Here is an 18,020-nt window from a genome sequence, read left to right as displayed (position 1 = left end):
TGTATTTACCCCCTTTAGGCGGTCCCGCGTTCGGGCGGGGGGTAGTTAAGCTATTTGCCTTTACCAGTGTCTTTGCCTTCGGCGGCTTTCGGCAGGTAATACAGCACGACCCGGTTTTCGGGGCGGAGGTACTGATTAGCTACCCGGCGGAGGTCTTCTTTCGTCACCTTATTATACCGATCGATTTCCGTGTTGATCAGGTTGGCGTCGCCGTAGTACATCTTGTAGTTGGCGAGGTTTTCGGCCACCCCGAAGATGCGGGCGTTCTGGTTGACGAAGTTCGTTTCGATCTGATTTTTCACCTTCGTCAGTTCGGCGTCGGTAACGAGGTCTTTCTTCACGCGTTCTACTTCCGTGTTCACCGAAGCTTCCAGCTCGTCGGGTTTAACGCCCTGGTTGGCAATGGAGTACGTCAGGAACAGGCCCGCGTCTTCGTTGGCCACCGGGAAGGCCGCCGACTGAAGCGCTTTCTGCTGTTTGTCGACAATCTCCTTGGTCATGCGTGAGCTTTCGCCCCCAGCCAGAATCGTCTGCAACACCTCCATCGCGTACGAATCGGGCGTACCCTGCGCGGGGATGTGGTAGGCCTGCACTACGGCGGGCAGCGTGATGTTGTCGTAGATCGTGTCGCGGATCTCTTTCGTTTGCGCCGGTTCTTTAATCGACGGGCGGTAGATCGCTTTCGTGCCCTTCGGAATTTCGGCGAAATACTTCGTTACCAGCGTTTTAGCCTGCGCGGGGTCAATGTCGCCCGCAATGGACAGGATAGCGTTGTTGGGTACGTAGAAATCTTTGTAGAACTGCCGGAATTCGTCGATAGTAGCGGCGTTGAGGTGCTCCAGCGAACCAATGGGCGCCCATTGGTAGGGGTGCTTCGTGTAGGCATGCTTCAGCACTTCGGTGAAGATCGAGCCATAGGGCTGGTTGTCGATGCGCTGCCGCTTTTCTTCCTTCACCACTTCGCGCTGCGTTTCTACGCCCTTCTCGTCGATTTTGGCGTGCAACAGCCGCTCCGATTCCAGATACAGACCCAGCTCAAGTTTGTTGGACGGCATTACCTCGTAATAGAAGGTCCGGTCCTGGCTGGTGTTGGCGTTCAACTGCCCGCCATTGCCTTTCACGATCTTCATGTACTCGCCCCGCTTGATGTTGTCCGAGCCTTCAAAGAGCAGGTGCTCGAAAAAGTGGGCAAATCCGGTGCGGGTGGGCTGTTCGTTTTTCGAGCCAACGTGGTACATCATCGTTACGGCCACCAGTGGGGTGCTGTTGTCCTGATGCAGAATCACGTGCAGGCCATTAGGCAGATCAAACTCCGAAAATTTGATGCGGCCCTGTGTGGTGTTGGCCGCTGATTTGGCCCCGGCGCTGACGACCGCCTGAGTGGGCGTCGGCTTCGCCTTTTTGGGTTGCGCCTGAGCGATAAGCTGACCGCAAACGCCTGCTGCCAGCAGCAGTACTGTACGTTTCATGAGTAACGGTTTTGGTATGATGAATGGGCGATCGACTGCGTAAACTGATCAGAAACTGGCCAAATCTACCCACTTCGTATCGCCGACTGGGTATAAAAATACAATTTGGGCGTTACATAGCACTACGCAGCGGTTCGGGGATTACACGAAAGGAAAGGTGGCCGGTTGAATGGTGGTTAGCTATCAATCGACTTTATAGTGTCAGTAAGGCTTTATACTTATTGTTACTGATCCTTCGCTTCTTCGGCCGCTGCGCGAATGCTTACCCATTCCGTTGTCATGTCTCTACTGATTACCGTTCTGGGTATCACTGCGCTGGTGGTACTGATTTCTTACGCCCGGCTTCATGCGTTTCTGGCGTTCCTGGTAGTATCGCTGGGGGTGGGGCTGGCACTCGGGATGGCTCCGCTGGCCATTGTCGAATCGGTGCAGAAAGGCATTGGCAGCACGCTCGGCTCCATTCTGGGTATTATTGCATTGGGGGCCATGCTGGGGAAACTGGTGGCCCAAAGTGGAGCGGCACAACGAATCGCCACCACCCTGATTGGGCAGGTAGGTACACGCCACATCCGCTGGGCCTTTATGCTAACGGGCTTTATCGTGGGCCTGCCCTTGTTCTATTCGGTAGGCTTTCTGTTGCTGGCCCCGCTGGTAATCGCGGTGGCGCATCGGTATCGGTTGTCGGCAGTCTACGTGGGCATTCCTATGCTGGCGTCGCTGTCGGTGACGCAGGGGTATCTGCCGCCGCATCCCGCGCCGCTGGCTATTCTGAAGCAGTTCAACGCCGACATGGGCAAGACGCTGTTTTACGGCATTATCGTGGCGATTCCGGCCATTCTGGTATCGGGTATGCTGTTCGGCTCGACCCTGAAACGGTACACAACGTTGCCTAATCAGGCATTTATTGCGCCCGAACTCACCGACGAGCAGATGCCAGGTACGTTGGTGAGCTTCCTGACGGTGCTATTGCCGATTCTGCTCATCAGCGTCAGCACGTTGGGTAGTCCGTTTCTGGCCGAGGGGTCGGGACTCAAAGCAGGGCTGCTTTTTGTAGGCGAACCCATCGTGAGCATGTTGCTCTCAGTGCTGGTGGCGCTGTTTACGCTGGGCCTCTGGCGCGGTAAGTCCATGGCGGCAGTGGCCGACCTGCTGGCCGATTCGGTAAAAGAAGTGGCGATGCTCTTCCTGATTTTTGGCGGCGCGGGGGCGCTGAAACAGGTGCTGACCGATGCGGGGGTGAGTCAGTCGATCGCCGATCTGATGCAACACGCGTCGCTGCATCCTTACGTCATTGGCTGGGGCATTGCCGCCGTCATCCGCGTCTGCGTGGGTTCTTCGACCGTATCGGGGATCACCACGGCTGGCATTGTACTACCGCTGCTAAAAGAGTCGGGCGTTGATCCGAACCTGATGGTGTTGAGCATCGGCGCGGGTAGCATGATGTTTTCGCACGTCAACGATACGGGCTTCTGGCTGTTCCGCGACTATTTTCAACTCTCGATGGCCGATACGATCAAAACCTGGTCGATGATGGAAGTGCTCGTGTCGGTGTGTGGGTTGGCCGGGGTGATGGCGTTAAGCGTGTTTGTGGGGTAGAGGGCTCAGTTGCTGCTTGGGTTCGGCTAGCAAACCCGCGGTTGCCGCTTTAGGGCGCGTGTTGGTGCTGGGTTGTTTGTACAGTTTGTACAGCGTCCACGCCGTGCCCAAGCCTAGTAGGCAAAGAATCACCAGCTTGTCGTGTTGCCGGATCTGGCTATACAGCGATTCAGCGTAATGAGCGATGCTGTTGCCCGCCAGCGCGACCACGACCGCCCAGACGACGGCGCTCAGACCGTTGATCAGCAGAAACCGGGAGCGCGAATAATTGGCCAGACCGAGTGAGGCGGGAATAAAACCACGCAGGCCATACAGCGCCCGATAGCCAAACACGAGCCCCGCTCCGTAGCGATGCAGGAGTGCCTGCACCCGAGCAAACCGCTGTTGCCAGGCCGGGCGCTTGCTGATAAAGCCCGAACCGTAGCGGTGGCCGAGATAAAAGCAAAGCTGCGAGACGACAAAGGACGATAGTGCTGCCACCCCAATCACCAGCGGTAGCGAGAAATAGCCCCGATGGGCCAGATAAGCGGCTACGATCAGAAAGGCTTCGCTTTCAAGCATCACCCCCACGAAGAGGATCGGGTAGCCATAGGTTAGCATTAGCTCCTGGAACGACATAGCTGGACAAGTTTTGCATAACGTACCTGGCAAAACGTCCGCAGCCACCCGGTGTTTATTTTGTTAGCGTAGGGGCGGGGGTTGGAAACGGCAGGGGGTGGCAGGGATAGCGGGGGTTAGCTACTTGCCTTGCCATCTCTGCTCCCTGCCACCCCCTGCCGTTTCCCTACGCGTCGAGTTTGTCGATGCGGGCCTGATGGCGGCCGCCTTCAAATTCGGTAGTCAGGAAAATATCGACAATGCGCAGGGCGAGGTCTTCCGGGATCATGCGGGCACCCATCGACAGTACGTTGGCGTTGTTGTGCTCGCGGGTAAGGCGGGCCGTTTCTTCGCTCCAGCAGAGGCCGCAGCGGATGCCTTTCAGCCGGTTGGCGGTCATGGCCTCGCCGTTGCCCGAGCCACCAAAGACAATGGCGCGGTCGGCCTCGCCGTCGAGCACAGCCTGCGCCGCCGGGCGGATGAAATCGGGGTAATCGACCGGGTCGGGCGAGAACGTGCCTTTGTCGATAACGGTATGGCCAGCCTGCGTGAGGTGGGCTTTGACGAGTTCCTTATACTGAAAGCCAGCGTGGTCGGTGCCGAGGGCGATGGTCATAGCAAAAACAATCAGGTGAATGAAGCGCCAAATATCGGCATCACTTCGACACGATTTGTCATAATCGGGCCTGCAGTTGCCACTTACTCAATTGGGAAAGATGCCCTGAATGGAACGATTATTTTCGTGACTGACCAGCCCTCCCCCGTTTCCTATGCCTATCATACATATCCACGGTGTCGCGACCCGTACACCCGACGACCTCGCGCAGCGCGAAGCCATGCTTAGCCGCTACATCAGTGATGAACTAAAGCACCCCAACGTACCCGGCAACGTTCCCATCCTGCGCACGTTCTGGGGCGACCTCGGCGCGACCTTCGCCTGGAACCTGCAAGCCTGCCCCCGCCCCGACCCGCTGCAGATGATGGGTGGCCCCGCTGCCGTATCGCCCGCCGAACAGGCCCAACTCATGGCCGAGTTTGGTCCCGAGCTGAAAGGCGTACCGCTTGCGACGCCAGCCGCGGTAACCGCAAATGCCAATTCGGGGCTGACTACGGGCAATACCAACACCACCCCACCACCAGCCCAACCTAAAACTCGCCTACGTGACCTGAACGCCGACCAACTGAGCGACTTGGCCGTAACGACGGTGTTGACCAAACCTGTAACCGAACCGTGGCAACAAACCCTGGCGATCATCGCTGCCGACGAGGTAGCTCAGAACCCGACGACGTTTGCCAAACTGGCCGCCGAACCCAATGCTGATGCCGAAACCGCCCTGCTGCAAAAGCTGATCGAGGCCAGATACACCGAACTTGAACGGGATCGCGATGGGCTATTGCTTCAGGGACCGGGCTGGTTTGGTGATTTGAAAGACCGGATCAAGGAAGCCATGACCCGCGCCGACCAACTAGACGGTTTTGTGCTGACCCGCGTGCTCAATCGGTTCCGGCCGGCGCTCAACAGCGGAGCTATGTTGTTTTTCGGCGATGTGTTTACGTACCTGGGTCGGCGGGGTACACCCGAACAGCCCGGCGAGATTACGCAACGACTGCTCGATCAGCTAGAAAAGGCTTATGACCTGCAACAGCAGCGCCACGGTGAGCCAATTGTACTGCTGAGCCACAGCATGGGCGGGCAGATTGTATACGACGTGCTGACGTACTTCCTGCCCAACATGCCCCAGTACCAGCACATCAAGGTCGACTTCTGGTGTGCGACGGCCTCGCAGGTGGGCATTTTCGAGGAAATGAAACTCTTTGCCATGAGCAGCCCCAATTTTAGTCAGGCAAAAGGGAATAAGATGATGCTCCCTGCTTCCGCGCAACTCGGCCATTGGTGGAACGTCTGGGATGCCAACGACTACCTCAGCTATACCGCCAGACCGATTTTTGACAATATCGACGACGAATCCTATGACAGCGGTATGTCGGTGATCAGCGCGCACGGGGGGTACCTGCAACAACCTAGTTTTTACCGCAAATTCGCCACCAAGCTACGTACCCACCTGCCAGCCGACTGGTTTCGCCCATGAATCTCCAACCCGCTCCGCAGCAACCCGGCCTTTGGGTCAATCAGGACTGGACGCCCGGCACGCCGGGTACATTTGCCCTGCTCATCGGCGTCAGTCGCTACGACCACCTCGACGGCGGGCAGGGGCCCATCGCCACCAATACCTATGGGCTGGCGCAACTCGCCGTATCGGCCTGGACCACCTACGCCCTTTTCGACTGGCTCCACCGGACCTACGCGTACACCAACGCCCCGCTGGCCCACTGCTGGCTGCTGCTGGCACCCACCGACAGTGAGATTGAGGCCATCAACAAGGCTGTACAGCAGAACAACGTACCCGACGTACTGACCCACAACCTGCCGGGTACGTTCAATAACCTGACCGACGCCGTTGCGCTCTGGAGCCACACGATGGCGCAATTGCCCAAAGCCGCTGCCGAAGCCAGCCGGTCGTTCTTCTTTTTTAGCGGACATGGCCTCGAAATACACCAGCGCGAACAGGTGCTGCTGCCAACCGACTACCTACGCCTGCCCAACACGCACAACCGGGCGCTGAGTATCCGCAAACTGGCCGACGCTATGACGACCCTGCCCGTCTGCGACCAGTTTTTCTTTGTCGATGCCTGCCGAAACACCCATCCTGACCTGGCCGCGCTGAGCATTCAGGGCGACGGTGTGCTAACCATCACGTCGGGTACGGCGGTCAACTCGGCCTGCAATTCGGCCATTCTGTACGCGACGGCCAGCGGTATGCCAGCCCACCAGTACAACGACGTCGACAAAGGCTACTCGCTATTTGGGCGGTCGCTGCTCGACGGGCTACAGTCGCAGGCAGGGTTTGTGCCCGAATGTGCTCCGCAGCCGTGTTCGGTGCAACTCGCGCACCTGCAACGGTTCATCGGGCAGCGGTACAACCAGCTGTTGCAGGCGGCGGGCTGGCAAACACGGCAATACATCAAGCTTGGCAGCGAACCCCTCGACCTGTTTTCGGTGATCACCCACGTACCCAGCCCCACGCAACCGGCCCCGTACATCCCCTCGGTCTGGACGCAGGAACAGGGGCAGTTTACGCACCGGTTTGCCGTTGACACCGGTACAAACGAAAGGCCTGCCGACGACACGCGCAGTTTTCCGGAATCGGCTGGCGATTTTCCGGAAACTACGCCGAACAATACATTTTACCGGGTCAGTATCAACGCGTTGCCCGGCGAGGAGTTTGGCCGCCCGCCGGTACGGGACATGAGCCTGCACGACCTGATGGGGCGCGAAACGGTCACGGCGTTCTGGGATAGCGCCCGGCTCTACGACCGGCGCACTGGCCTCCCCTTGTCTACCGCGCCGTTTATAGTGTTGGAGCAGGTCGAGCGGACCGACTATTCGCCCCTGGCGACGGGCTATCGAGTCGTGTTTTCGGTACGTACCGGTCATCGCTTCTCGCTCTGGCTTGAATTCACCAGCGGCCAGACCACCTTTGGCATGCCTCTTCCCATTAATAGTACACTATTGGGTAGCGAAAGGACCTTTTTTCAAATCAACTTTAACGTAGCCGCCGACGGACAGGTAACAGAACTCGAAGCCGATCTGGCCAACAACAGCGAGTCGTCGCTTCGGCAGGTCGCTAACCTCTGGGAAAAATACCAAACCGTTAATGCCGTGTCGGCCGCCGAGTTGATCGATATGACCTTTTTGCAAGATGCTCTACAGGCCAAACGTACCTCACCGTTCGGAGCCGTGGTAGGGTCTATTGTATTGTTGCAGGCCCGCCGCTACGATCTGGCCAAAGGCGACTGGCTACGTAATCTGGCCGAGTGGTTCCCGGCATTGACTGACGGACTTTTGCTCCGTAATTACTGGTTACTGCAAACCAACGCCCCTAAACGAGACAAGGAGGTTATTGCCAACCTGCTCCAACTCCTGCAGCGAGGTATGCCCTGCACGGGTGAAGCGTTTAGCATGGCAGTCTGGCAACTCGACCGGCTGCTGAGCAGTAACGTACCCGGCCCAAAGCAACGTACCCAGCTCGAAAGACTACAGCGGCAACTCCGCGACGCCCTGCGGTACTTCCGGCCGGGTGGTTTACTGGCAGTGTTTGCTGGTCAGCCTGGCTCGTTTACGCCCCAGTCGCTGGGGTATCGGTAGCGTGCAGCTGGCGGATTTGCTCGGCTTCCCAGACCGGATAATTTTCGGGACGGACGAGCAATTCCTGCCACGCCACGTCGAGCAGGTGCGCGATGGGCGTTCGGATGGGCGCGTGCCGAAGCTGCTCGTGGTAACTTCGAAGTAAAATATTGGGGCACTCCTCGAACACACATCCGACGAGCAATTCGAGCAAGTCATCAGGGATGATAGCCTCGTAGGCGACGGGTTTTTCGTGAACGCTCAACCGGATGTAGGCCATCCAGTCGGCTTTGAGCGCCGTGAGGTCTGCCTCGTGCCAGCCGCAGCGTTCGAGCATCTTGAAAATGGCCCGCATCCGGGCTTCATTGGGTGGGTGTGTGGTGTAAGCAGTGTAGACGTGCCGTTTGGGCTTTCGATCACCATCGACCGGAATGACCGATGACAGCCGGAAATTACTCCAAGCGTAGGCCCGGCCCGTCAGGTACGTTGCCAGCAGGTCGCAGGTAAACTCCATGAGCCAGTAGGATAGCCACCGCGACTGCGTGTCGCGCCAGAAACCCTTCCGCGACGCCTCGGCCTGTTCAAGCTGCGAGCTAAAGTGTTGACGAACCTGCTGCTCTATCTGCCCCTGTCCGAGCAAAAAGTGCTTGTGGTTTTCGTAGATGAAATGCGCGATCTCGTGGTAGATGTCAGGCCAGTTGAGCAGGTGGTGTTTTTCCTCGAAAGGTGCTCCTATGACACCATCTTCGCAATTGGCGCTGTAATAGTCTTCAGCCTTGCTGATGAGCGATACCACCGGCGGGGCAATCGTGCTCAGCCCAATTTCGGCGTAGATACGGGCCAGTAGATGGCCTATTTCGGCTGAATCCGGGCCGTAGTGGATAATAACCGTGTAGCGATAGTCGAGCCTTTGCAGACGTTCGTAAAGGCGCGAGTAAATGCCGAAGTAGCTGGAATCGTACTCGGCCAGTTCGCGTTCGGCGTCATCGGAACCCAGCACGAGCAGATCGGTGTACAGTTGCCTTCGTTCGGCGATGATGTGGCCGGTGTCTTTGGCGAGCGTGCGCAGGTTTTCGAGGGTATCGTCCATAAACGCCCTGAGAGGTGCCGCCGCCAGAAAGGCAGCCGTGGGTGACAGGGGTGAGCACCGCTGCGTCAGCTCGTCGAGCATTCGCTGGGTACGTCCCTGTACATCCACAAAAAGGCCCATCAGGTACGTTCGCATTAGCCGCCGCTTTGTCTAAGTTTCTGAAAAATCTCTTTCCGGCTCCCATCCAGTGTCATAACCAAGTCATCGAGCGCTGGTTTGTCTGCATCGCGCACGGGTTTGTCGCTTTGTAACACACTATAAAGCTGTTCGAAGCGCTTCCGAGCCGGTTGGTTTTCTTCCAGTCGTTCGCGGTATTCGTCGAGCAGATCCTCGGGCAGCGGGGCCGTTCGATACACCGCTACCGGATCGCTCGCAATGGGGGCAATCAGATTCTCGATTAGGCTCGCTATCTGTTTTCGCGCGTCGTGCACCTGCTCGTCGGTCACCTGAAAGCTTGACTTATCGGCCAGCTGTGGGTACTTACTGACCTGTTTTTCCTTGATTAACACCTGCACCGACTCGTTGATCGAATCGGTTACGCCGGCCAGCGTTGAATACTGGCTGGTCCATGAGTTGATAATAGACATAACGTTGATGAAGATTAATCCTGACTGTGAACATCGGCTGATAGCAGGGCACTCAACCGATCGAGATATACTTGTATCGCTTCATCCTGTTCAAACAACCGGTCGCCGTTACTACTGGCCAACGAGGCGCTCTCGCTACTGGGTGGAGCGATTCGGCTGTAGGCAACCTGCGCCAAAGCTGGGTTGGCCCGTAACTGTTTCTGAAACCGATAGGCCGTTTCTTCAATGGCTAGCAGGGTATCTTCGACCGAGAGCGCCAGAAAGCCGATGAGCCGTTTCATGCGCATCAGCGGAATCGATGTCGGCATAAGGTTATCCTGACAGATGGCTTCCAGTGTATCGGTCGACAAACCGGTTTGCTCCGTTTGCCAGTCGAGACGGGTGTCTACCAGCCGGGTAGCTAGGTAATCGCCTAAGGATGGTGAAGACGCTGCAATGCCGAGCCGTTCCAGGATTTGATGTTCGTAGAAGGAGGGGAGTGTAGCCGACGGCTCTGTCACCATCAGGTAGTCGACAAGTTGATCGGCCGTCTGTTCCGACAGGGCGGTGAACGGGTCGGGGGCGGCCAGCCAGATACGTTGCAAGGCAAAGCCAAAGGCATCAGGGGAGGTGGTCATATAAGGGCAATTTTTTGTGTATGTTCGGCGAACCATCGGGAAACGCGCAGCTTTGCCCGATGCACCCGCACTTTCAGGCTATCGACGGCAATGCCCAGGTTTAGTATTTCGGCAATGGCGACGTAGCTATAACCCTGCGCCCAAAGCATCAGTAATTCCCGGTCGTCAGGTGATAATGATTCGAGCGCCCGGCCCATCTGTGCGATACGCTCCTGTTCGTCGATGGGGTCGTTGCCGGTATACCAGGCTTCGACAGCTGGTAGAGCGTCGGGCTGCGACAGATAGTCTGAGTCTTCATCATCAGGCAATTCAATCCGTTCCATGGGAATGTGGAGCTTCGAATGCCTGCCCTTTTTTCGCAATTCGTTGTGAGTCAGGTTGATAAATATCTTTAAAATATAAGCATCCAGCTTCGCTTCGTTTTCGAAACTGAGCTGGATGCCTGTATCATCAAGTCGTTCCATTAATACCACAAACGTCCGGTTAACCAGATCGGCAATGTCGTCGCTTCCAAAGAGACCGTTGCGGTGTGCATACCCTGCTAGGCGCACCTTATTCCGCCGCAGGAGCGCACTCCAGACTCTTGGGTCACGTTGGCGAATCAGTTCGACCGTTTTGCTGAATGGCACGAGTGTGTTCATAGCGGGTCCATGGGAACTTCCCACTTGTATAAGTATATGTCGGAAGGTACCCAGAGGTTACCAGTCCCGCTGTTTTTTTTTTCACAATCATCTCGAAGTACCTTATCGAATGCCCTCCTGACGGGCCCGGTCGCGAACCCGCTGCGCCCGACGCTGGCTGTCGGGGTGGCTCGATACGATCTCGGCCACCCGGCCACCGCCGCTTCCGCCGCTCAGTTTGGCCAGTTTCTCGAACGACGTAGCCAGTGTAAGTACGTTATAGCCGTTCCGTTTCAGGAAGCCGTAGCTGTAGTCATCGGCTTCGGTTTCCTGCTGACGGCTGAACTTGGCCCCGAACAACCCGTCGGCCAGCGTAGCTAGTTGTGAGCGGGCTACGTTGCCCACCACGCCTGAGCGCGACGCCAACAGGTTACGGAAAGCCGACCGCCGCAGGGCTGCCTTCATGGCGTCGCGGGTGTCGTGGTTGATGACGTGCCCGATCTCGTGACCCATCACGGCCAGCAGTTCCTGGTCGGTCATGATGTCCATAAGGCCCTTCATCACCCGCACGCTGCCGTCGGCGGTAGCAAAGGCGTTGACATCTTTCACCATGTACACCTTGTAGTTGATTGGTACGCCATCGATGGTGCGGTGCCGACTAACGATGCGGTTAAGCCGCTGTGTGTATGGATCGTTGGGCCCGGCTATGGGGTTTTGGGCGTCCATTTGGGCTACGGCCTGCCGCGAATACTCGGCTACCTGCTGATCGGATAAAGTCAGTGAACCGAGGCCTTCAGCCGCGGCCTGACCGAGACTTCCGTTCTGAGCCAGCGTTGCCGAGGTGGTCGTTGCAACAAGGCTCATGGCGATTAAGGTCTTGCGAATCATATGGTTGAGTGTGTTTTGTCAATGGGTATCGTAGCGCAACCAGCGCACGACATTTATCTATAGACCAACAAACCGTCGAATAGTTTAGCCCGCCCATTGTCCCGCCAACCCGTTAGAAGACATGCAGCGTTTACAGTTATTTCGCTTCATTACTGAAAAAGCGGCCAAGCTGTAACCCTGGCATGGAATCTACTACGTCTCGTAAGACGGACCGGGCGCTCTGGCTCGATTACCTGCGTTCATTCATTACCGTGTTGGTGGTCGCACACCATGCGGCCCTGGCCTACACCACGTTCGCTCGGTTTGTACCCACTCGCTACATCGAGTCGACGGCGCCCATCGTCGACCAGCAACGGTGGGTGGGACTGGATGTGTTTGTTGGGTTCAACGACCTGTTTTTCATGGCGTTGATGTATTTTTTGAGTGGCTTGTTTGTGTATCGGGGCCTGTCGCGCAAGGGGCCGAAGGCGTATCTCGCTGATCGCGTAGCCCGGCTGGTAGTTCCGTTTCTCATCGCCGAACTGCTGCTGATTCCGCTGGCTTACTGGCCTTCATTCTACCTGGCTACTGGCACCTCCCGCCTCGATGTATTCGTTTCGGATTACCTGACCAGCCAGCAATGGCCGGTGGGCCCGCCCTGGTTTATCTGGCTGCTGCTTTTCTTCGACGTAATTACCGCGCTACTGTTTCAATGGAGTTCCGCTTTTTTTGTAAAAACAGGCCGCTGGCTGACGAACCTGAGCCAGCACCCGCTCCGGTTTTGCGCTGTCCTCTATGGCCTGTTGTTTGTCAGTCTGGCGCCGTTGAGCCTCTATGTAGGCCATTTTACCTGGGTGGGGAACTGGGGGCCGTTCGACGTTCAGCTTAACCGGGTGCTCTTTTATTTGATGGCCTTCGGACTGGGTCTTTGCCTGGGTACGACCGATTGGCAAAGCCACCTGTTCCGGCACGAAAAACTCCTGGGCGTGAACTGGCCGGTTTGGGTTGGTCTGAGCTTACTCAGTTACGGACTGGTACGGGTCGAAGCCGAGTTCGGTGCGCAGCAGGTCGGGCTCGGCCACCTGACCGAAACGCAGGGGTACCTGCTGTATGATATACTGGTTGTTGGCAGTTGTTTGGCTAGCATAGCGGCCTGCCTCAGCCTGTTCAGGCAGTGTATGAACCGGCCCAGCAAAGGGTGGTCATCGCTGTCGGCCAACGCCTATGCCATCTACCTGGTGCATTATGGCTTCGTAACCTGGCTTCAGTTTGCCCTACTACCGGTTGAGTGGCCCGCCGGCATCAAATGCCTGCTGGTTTTTGCAGGGGCTACTAGCCTGAGCTGGCTCAGCAGTCAATGGCTTCGGAAAAATGACACCATCGCTGGTGTGTTGTAGCGACGTTAGTCAGAATAGTTCGAGGATACCGTATTCGTCTGAATCGGCCAATCGCCGCAAATCGTCTGTATGCTTAAACCGGGTGGCTACTACGCTTGAAGACGATTGGTTGCCCATGCGTAGTAAGACCACTTTCGGCGGGAATCCGTACGTATTTGCCAGATTATAGAAATCGTCATCATTAGTCACGATAACGTAGACATTAGTCTTTGCCCAGTTCCAGATGCTTATGTCATCGGCCGGAACCAGCAAACCTGTTCGCGTAACGTGCTGACAAACCAGGTAAACAGAAGCCAGCTTTTAACCAACCGGTAGGAGAGGTTGGCATCGAGGAGCAGTTTCATCAAGCGGCTACCAGACGGGTACGACGTTCGCTGTCGGCGGCAAAAAAGAGGGCCGCTCGGATATGAACCAGTTCCAATTCTGGAAAATCCTCGAGAATCTCCTCGTTTGTCATACCAGATGCCAGCCAGTTCAAGATGTCCTGTACTGTAATGCGGGTGCCTTTAATGCATGGTTTACCAAACCGAATGGCCGGATCGAGACTGATATATTGCTGATAATTGTCCATACTACTGGTGATCTGTATGCCCTTGTAACGGTTCTATCCGCGAATTAAGTTAATGCTTCTGATTGCCAATCCAATACGTAACCCCGCCAACGGCGATGATGGCCAGGCCCGCGAGGCTTTCGCGGGGGCGGTCGGTCAGGATGAAGGCCAGCACAAACAGGCTGAACCCGATGTAAGCCCATTGGAGCCACGGCCGAAACGGGCTGTGAAAATCGGACGGGCGGCGCGGCGTGCGGAGCAGGCTGGCCACGGCCAACGTACCCATCAGTTGCAGCACAAACGAGGTGCAGAGCAGCACCTGCTCCAACGTACCTGAAAACAGCAGCACCAGCGTTACGGCGGTTTGCAGCCAGATAGCCCGCACCGGAATCTGCTGCGCCGACTGGACAGCGAAGAAGCGCCAGAGCGGAAAGTCCTGCGCCATACGCTGCATCACGCGGCTTCCCACCCAGACATACGAACTCATGGTGGCGAGTAGTTGTAGGGCAATTCCCGCGCTGACCCACCGCCCCGCCGATGCCCCCAGCCGGTTCTGCATCGCGATTACGGCAACGTCGGCCTGATTCGTTAACTGCCCTGCCGACGCGAATTTGAGCAGCACCAGTTGCAGGCCTACATACAGCACCGTAACGAGCAACGTACCCAGCAGCAGGGCACGGGGTAGGTTACGGCGGGGGGCGCTGATTTCGGCAACGATGTAGGCCGCCGCATTCCAGCCCGTGTAGGCGTAGGTCACATAAAGCAGCGAGACGGCGAAAGGCGACGTGAATACCTCGCGTTGAACGCTACCGTCCCAGCTCAGCGCATTGTCGGGGGCGGCGGTCACAAACACACCAATGGCGAGCAGCACCAGCACAAAGGCCAGCTTAATGAGCGTGGTCAGGTTCTGAAAGACGCTACTCTGCCGCAGGCTCACCGTATGCAGCAGCCCGATGCTGATGATGAGCACGACTGTCAGCGCCCGGAGGTTGACTCCTCCGAGGGCTGACCCGAAGGGGGTGAGATAGGCTTCCATGGCCTTCCCTGCAATGGCAACGGGCGCGGCAAACCCACCGATCAGCGACGTCCAGGCTGCCAGATAACCCAGAAAGGGGTGAAAGCCATTGCGGATAAACACGTAATCGCCGCCGGTTTGGTCGGCGTAGTGGGTGCCCAATTCGGCAAACGTAAACGCACCGATCAGGGCCAGGATGCCGCCCAGCACCCAGAGCAGGATAATCGACCAAGTGTTCTGAACGGTAGCCAGCTGAAAGCCAAGGCTCGTAAACACCCCCGTGCCAATCATGTTGGCGATCACCAGTCCGCAAGCCGTCTGCCAGGATATTTTTGTCATTGTGAACGCGAAGTGCGCAAAGGCTGGCGCCAAGAGCGCGAAGGGATGTGGTTGCGAGAATAAAGAATCTTTGCGCACATTGCGCCAACCTTTGCGCACTTCGCGTTAAAAACTTCATGACAACCTTACAAACCGTTCTTTCCGGGCTGATGCGTCGCTACAGCGAACGCGTGCCCGATGTGCAGCGCATCATCGACGCCATGATCGACGCGGGCATGATCGACTCGGCCGCCGACATTGAAAACGACCACATCGCCTTCCGTACGATGGGCGTACCCCACCTGGGTATCGCTTCGTTTGAAAAGCTATTTCTGGCCTTGGGTTACGAAAAACGCGACCCCTACCAGTTTGTCGAGAAGAAACTGAATGCCTGGTGGTATGCCCCACCCGCTGCTGACGAAGCCAATGGCGGTAACCTGCCCCGCATCTTCGTGAGCGAATTGCGCGTCGACGACTTATCCACCACGGCGCAGGCGATTATCCACAAATACACCGACACGGTCACGAGCGATCCCGTCGATGCGCTCGATCTGAGGGATGGCGCGGCCATCGACGCGTTTCTGCACCAGCCCCTCTGGCCGACGCCCACCCTCGCCGATTACCAGACACTGCTGGCCGAAAGCGAGTATGCGGCCTGGGTGATCTATAACCGCTATTACCTCAACCACTTCACCATCAGCGTGCACAACCTGCCAGAAGGCTACAACCGCATCGACGAGTTTGTGGGTTTTTTGCAGGATCGCGGCATCCGGCTGAATTCGTCGGGCGGGGTGGTTAAAGTGAGCCCCGATGGCGGGTTGCGGCAGGCATCTACCGTAGCGCAACTGGTCGAGGCCGAGTTTGCCGGTGGCGAAACGCAGCGGATCGCGGGTTCATACGTTGAGTTTGCCGAGCGGCGTGTCTTGCCCGAATTTGCCAACGTACCCAGCGATCAGCTCACCCGCGCTCACCGCCGCGAGGGCTTCGAGGCGGGCAATGCCGACAAGATTTTCGAGAGTACGTTTACGACGCAGACAGGCCGCTAAGGGGCAATAGGTAGCGTTATTTTCCCATCCAGTGTTTGAAATCGCTCACCTTTTCGCGGCTCACGATGGCGTCTTTGTCGAACGTCGGTTTGAGAGTAAGGGCCAGGCGGTTACCGAAATACGGCTGAATTTGCTCAACGGCCCCGTGCGTCAGAATCAGCCCCCGGTTGATGCGGAAAAACTGCGCGGGGTCGAGCGAATCGGCCAGTTCGTCGAGGGTATAATCGACCAAGAATTTTTGGTTGGTGCGGGTCTTGAAGAAGCTGAACCGTTCGTCGGTGTAGAAATACAGGATGTCGTTTACCTCGATCGACAGCAGCTTCTGGCCCTGTTTCACCAGAAACCGTTTGCGATATTCCCGGGCGGCGGGGTTACCGGCCCCCTGCAACTCGCGCAGTAGCTTCTCGATGTTGAGCGGTGGCGTAGTCAGCTCCGCCGTTTTCTGATCGACGGTCGTTAGCTCGCGGAGCTTGCGGAGGCTACGTTCGAGGTCTTCGCGCTGAATGGGTTTGAGCAGGTAATCGATGCTGTTGACTTTGAACGCCTGTAGCGCGTATTCGTCGTAGGAAGTTGTGAAAATGACCCGGCTCCGAATGTCGATCTGCTCAAAAATCTCGAAACTCTGCCCGTCGGCCAGTTCGATATCCATAAAAATCAGGTCAGGTGGCGCGTGTTCGTTCAGCCAGTTAACCGAATCTTCGATGCTTGCCGTTACGCCCATCACCTGCAACGAGGGGTCAACATCGGCGACCAGCTTGCGGAGCTTCCGCACCGCCAGGTCTTCGTCTTCAATTATTAGTACGTTCATGGTTGTTAGTAGTCATTTGCTTGCGGCGTCATTGATTGTCATTCATGGTCATTGGTAGTCATTCATCGTAAAAGCAATTAATGACCATGAATGACTACCCATTTCCCAGTAGCGGCAGGCTTACCGTGAAATAGTCGTTGCTTTCGTCGACAATCACGGTAGCCGCGGCGGGATTAAGGTTGGTCCGACCCTGCGTCAGAAGCCGGTATTTGGCGGTGATGTTGCTTAGCCCCACCTGATTGCTCAGGACGCGGGTTGTTTTACGTTGGAGGTTGTTGCGTACCAGCAGTCGGCTGTTGGCTTCGGCCCGGATTTCGATGGTTAGCGGTTTTTGGGGGTGAATGACGTTGTGCTTCACCGCATTTTCGACCAGCATCTGCAACGTCAGCGGGGGTAGCAGACAGGGGAGTGCCGAGTCAGGTACGTCGACAACCAGCGCAATACCCTGCCCGTAGCGGGTCTTCAGCAGATGGAAATACGACTGGATAAACGCCAGTTCGGTTTTCAGGGTGGTCAGTTCGCCATCGGTCGACTCGTCGGAGCGGCGGTTGGTTTGCAGCAGGTAGCGGTACACCTTCGCCATTTCATCGACAAACGCTTCGGCCCGCTCGGGTTCATCGGCGATCAGCGATGAAAGCGAGTTCAGTGTATTGAACAGAAAATGCGGGTTGACCTGGTTCTTAAGGCTTTCGTACTGGCTTTGCAGGTTGATTTTCTTCAGCTGCTCTTTTTCAAGCATATTCTCCCGCCACTTGGTCAGCGAATACACGCTCTCGAACGACCCTACCGAGATCAGGTTTACCACGACGTTGAAGAGCAAAATGCGGGTAGCGGTGCCGGGCGTATAAACGTACCCAAACCAGTGACCATGGTCGTAAGCCCACATCGGGCCCAGAATAAACAGCGGCGTGATGGTCATGAACGACAGCAGCAGCCAGAACAGCCGCAGCCCGGTTTGGCGCAGGCCCGGATAGCGGTCGGCGATGCGTTGCGTGATGTAATCGAGCAGCAACTGGCAAGTCACCCCGATGCTGGCGTTGATCAGCGTGGCCCCCACAAACGTAGGCCAGTGCTGGAAGTAGCGCGGCCCCAGCAACAGGTACGTTACCAGCGGAATAAACCACGGAAACAGCAGAATCAACTGCCATTTCAGTTGGTTCGTGGGCCGGTAGCGGAACCGCTCGTGGGTCATCAGTAGGGAAAACATGCTCATCGTTAGGATTTCGGCGGCAACTTATTGGACAACGGGTGCAATAC

General features: G+C 56.8%; 18 protein-coding genes. 5 read left to right on the top strand and 13 right to left on the bottom strand.

Going from position 1 to position 18,020, the window contains the following annotated elements; genetic code table 11:
* Positions 1-50 precede the first annotated feature (50 nt).
* The gene (locus tag ACAW74_RS05925; RefSeq protein ID WP_370697287.1) at positions 51-1,469 is read right to left on the bottom strand and encodes a M16 family metallopeptidase; all 1,419 of its coding nucleotides are present in this window, start codon (positions 1,467-1,469) and stop codon (positions 51-53) included.
* Positions 1,470-1,748: 279 nt separating this feature from the next.
* Between ACAW74_RS05925 and ACAW74_RS05920 the strand changes: the two genes are divergently transcribed.
* Positions 1,749-3,065: a gluconate:H+ symporter gene (locus tag ACAW74_RS05920; RefSeq protein ID WP_370697286.1), complete on the top strand. Its 1,317-nt coding sequence runs from the start codon at positions 1,749-1,751 to the stop codon at positions 3,063-3,065.
* Here the strand turns inward: ACAW74_RS05920 and ACAW74_RS05915 are convergent.
* Entirely contained in the window at positions 3,045-3,683 is a 639-nt protein-coding gene (locus tag ACAW74_RS05915; protein ID WP_370697285.1) for a DedA family protein, read from the bottom strand. The genes ACAW74_RS05920 and ACAW74_RS05915 overlap by 21 nt on opposite strands.
* Before the next feature lie 166 nt (positions 3,684-3,849).
* Entirely contained in the window at positions 3,850-4,278 is a 429-nt protein-coding gene (gene rpiB / locus ACAW74_RS05910; protein ID WP_370697284.1) for a ribose 5-phosphate isomerase B, read from the bottom strand.
* A gap of 154 nt (positions 4,279-4,432) precedes the next feature.
* Between rpiB and ACAW74_RS05905 the strand changes: the two genes are divergently transcribed.
* Both ACAW74_RS05905 and ACAW74_RS05900 read left to right on the top strand, forming a co-directional pair.
* Positions 4,433-5,752 (top strand): lipase/acyltransferase domain-containing protein, encoded by a 1,320-nt coding sequence (locus ACAW74_RS05905; RefSeq protein WP_370697283.1) that lies wholly within the window; start codon positions 4,433-4,435, stop codon positions 5,750-5,752.
* On the top strand, positions 5,749-7,869 hold the full coding sequence (locus ACAW74_RS05900) for a caspase family protein (RefSeq protein ID WP_370697282.1): 2,121 nt from the start codon (positions 5,749-5,751) through the stop codon (positions 7,867-7,869). The genes ACAW74_RS05905 and ACAW74_RS05900 overlap by 4 nt, the downstream gene beginning before the upstream one ends.
* On the opposite strand, the gene ACAW74_RS05895 is transcribed toward ACAW74_RS05900, so the two are convergent.
* The 5 genes from ACAW74_RS05895 to ACAW74_RS05875 all read right to left on the bottom strand — a co-directional run bounded on the left by ACAW74_RS05895 (position 7,841) and on the right by ACAW74_RS05875 (position 11,650).
* Positions 7,841-9,073 (bottom strand): hypothetical protein, encoded by a 1,233-nt coding sequence (locus ACAW74_RS05895; protein ID WP_370697281.1) that lies wholly within the window; start codon positions 9,071-9,073, stop codon positions 7,841-7,843. The genes ACAW74_RS05900 and ACAW74_RS05895 overlap by 29 nt on opposite strands.
* Positions 9,073-9,525 carry a hypothetical protein gene (locus ACAW74_RS05890; RefSeq protein ID WP_370697280.1) on the bottom strand — a complete coding sequence of 151 codons (453 nt, stop codon included), beginning with the start codon at positions 9,523-9,525 and terminating at the stop codon, positions 9,073-9,075. The genes ACAW74_RS05895 and ACAW74_RS05890 overlap by 1 nt, the downstream gene beginning before the upstream one ends.
* Positions 9,526-9,539: 14 nt before the next feature.
* Entirely contained in the window at positions 9,540-10,142 is a 603-nt protein-coding gene (locus tag ACAW74_RS05885) for a hypothetical protein (protein ID WP_370697279.1), read from the bottom strand.
* Positions 10,139-10,783 carry an RNA polymerase sigma factor gene (locus tag ACAW74_RS05880; RefSeq protein WP_370697278.1) on the bottom strand — a complete coding sequence of 215 codons (645 nt, stop codon included), beginning with the start codon at positions 10,781-10,783 and terminating at the stop codon, positions 10,139-10,141. The genes ACAW74_RS05885 and ACAW74_RS05880 overlap by 4 nt, the downstream gene beginning before the upstream one ends.
* Before the next feature lie 102 nt (positions 10,784-10,885).
* Entirely contained in the window at positions 10,886-11,650 is a 765-nt protein-coding gene (locus tag ACAW74_RS05875; RefSeq protein ID WP_370697277.1) for a M48 family metallopeptidase, read from the bottom strand.
* Positions 11,651-11,832: 182 nt separating this feature from the next.
* Here ACAW74_RS05875 and ACAW74_RS05870 point away from each other — a divergent pair, with 182 nt between their 5' ends.
* Positions 11,833-13,026 (top strand): acyltransferase family protein, encoded by a 1,194-nt coding sequence (locus ACAW74_RS05870; RefSeq protein ID WP_370697276.1) that lies wholly within the window; start codon positions 11,833-11,835, stop codon positions 13,024-13,026.
* Positions 13,027-13,035: 9 nt separating this feature from the next.
* On the opposite strand, the gene ACAW74_RS05865 is transcribed toward ACAW74_RS05870, so the two are convergent.
* The 3 genes from ACAW74_RS05865 to ACAW74_RS05855 all read right to left on the bottom strand — a co-directional run bounded on the left by ACAW74_RS05865 (position 13,036) and on the right by ACAW74_RS05855 (position 14,930).
* Positions 13,036-13,278 carry a DUF5615 family PIN-like protein gene (locus ACAW74_RS05865; protein ID WP_370697275.1) on the bottom strand — a complete coding sequence of 81 codons (243 nt, stop codon included), beginning with the start codon at positions 13,276-13,278 and terminating at the stop codon, positions 13,036-13,038.
* A 91-nt stretch (positions 13,279-13,369) separates the two neighbouring features.
* Positions 13,370-13,597: a DUF433 domain-containing protein gene (locus ACAW74_RS05860; protein ID WP_370697274.1), complete on the bottom strand. Its 228-nt coding sequence runs from the start codon at positions 13,595-13,597 to the stop codon at positions 13,370-13,372.
* 49 nt (positions 13,598-13,646) lie between these two features.
* Positions 13,647-14,930 (bottom strand): APC family permease, encoded by a 1,284-nt coding sequence (locus tag ACAW74_RS05855; protein ID WP_370697273.1) that lies wholly within the window; start codon positions 14,928-14,930, stop codon positions 13,647-13,649.
* Positions 14,931-15,046: 116 nt separating this feature from the next.
* Here ACAW74_RS05855 and ACAW74_RS05850 point away from each other — a divergent pair, with 116 nt between their 5' ends.
* Positions 15,047-15,955 (top strand): DUF1338 domain-containing protein, encoded by a 909-nt coding sequence (locus tag ACAW74_RS05850; RefSeq protein ID WP_370697272.1) that lies wholly within the window; start codon positions 15,047-15,049, stop codon positions 15,953-15,955.
* Positions 15,956-15,971: 16 nt separating this feature from the next.
* Here ACAW74_RS05850 and ACAW74_RS05845 read toward each other — a convergent pair whose 3' ends face one another.
* Positions 15,972-16,763 (bottom strand): LytR/AlgR family response regulator transcription factor, encoded by a 792-nt coding sequence (locus ACAW74_RS05845; protein ID WP_370697271.1) that lies wholly within the window; start codon positions 16,761-16,763, stop codon positions 15,972-15,974.
* A 94-nt stretch (positions 16,764-16,857) separates the two neighbouring features.
* Positions 16,858-17,970: a sensor histidine kinase gene (locus tag ACAW74_RS05840; RefSeq protein ID WP_370697270.1), complete on the bottom strand. Its 1,113-nt coding sequence runs from the start codon at positions 17,968-17,970 to the stop codon at positions 16,858-16,860.
* Between the last annotated feature and the right edge of the window lie 50 nt (positions 17,971-18,020).

The organism is Fibrella musci (genome assembly GCF_041321105.1).
In the GTDB taxonomy this organism is placed as follows: Bacteria; Bacteroidota; Bacteroidia; order Cytophagales; family Spirosomataceae; genus Fibrella; species Fibrella musci.
Note: the sequence above shows the minus strand (reverse complement) of the source record. Positions and strands in the feature narration are given on the sequence as shown.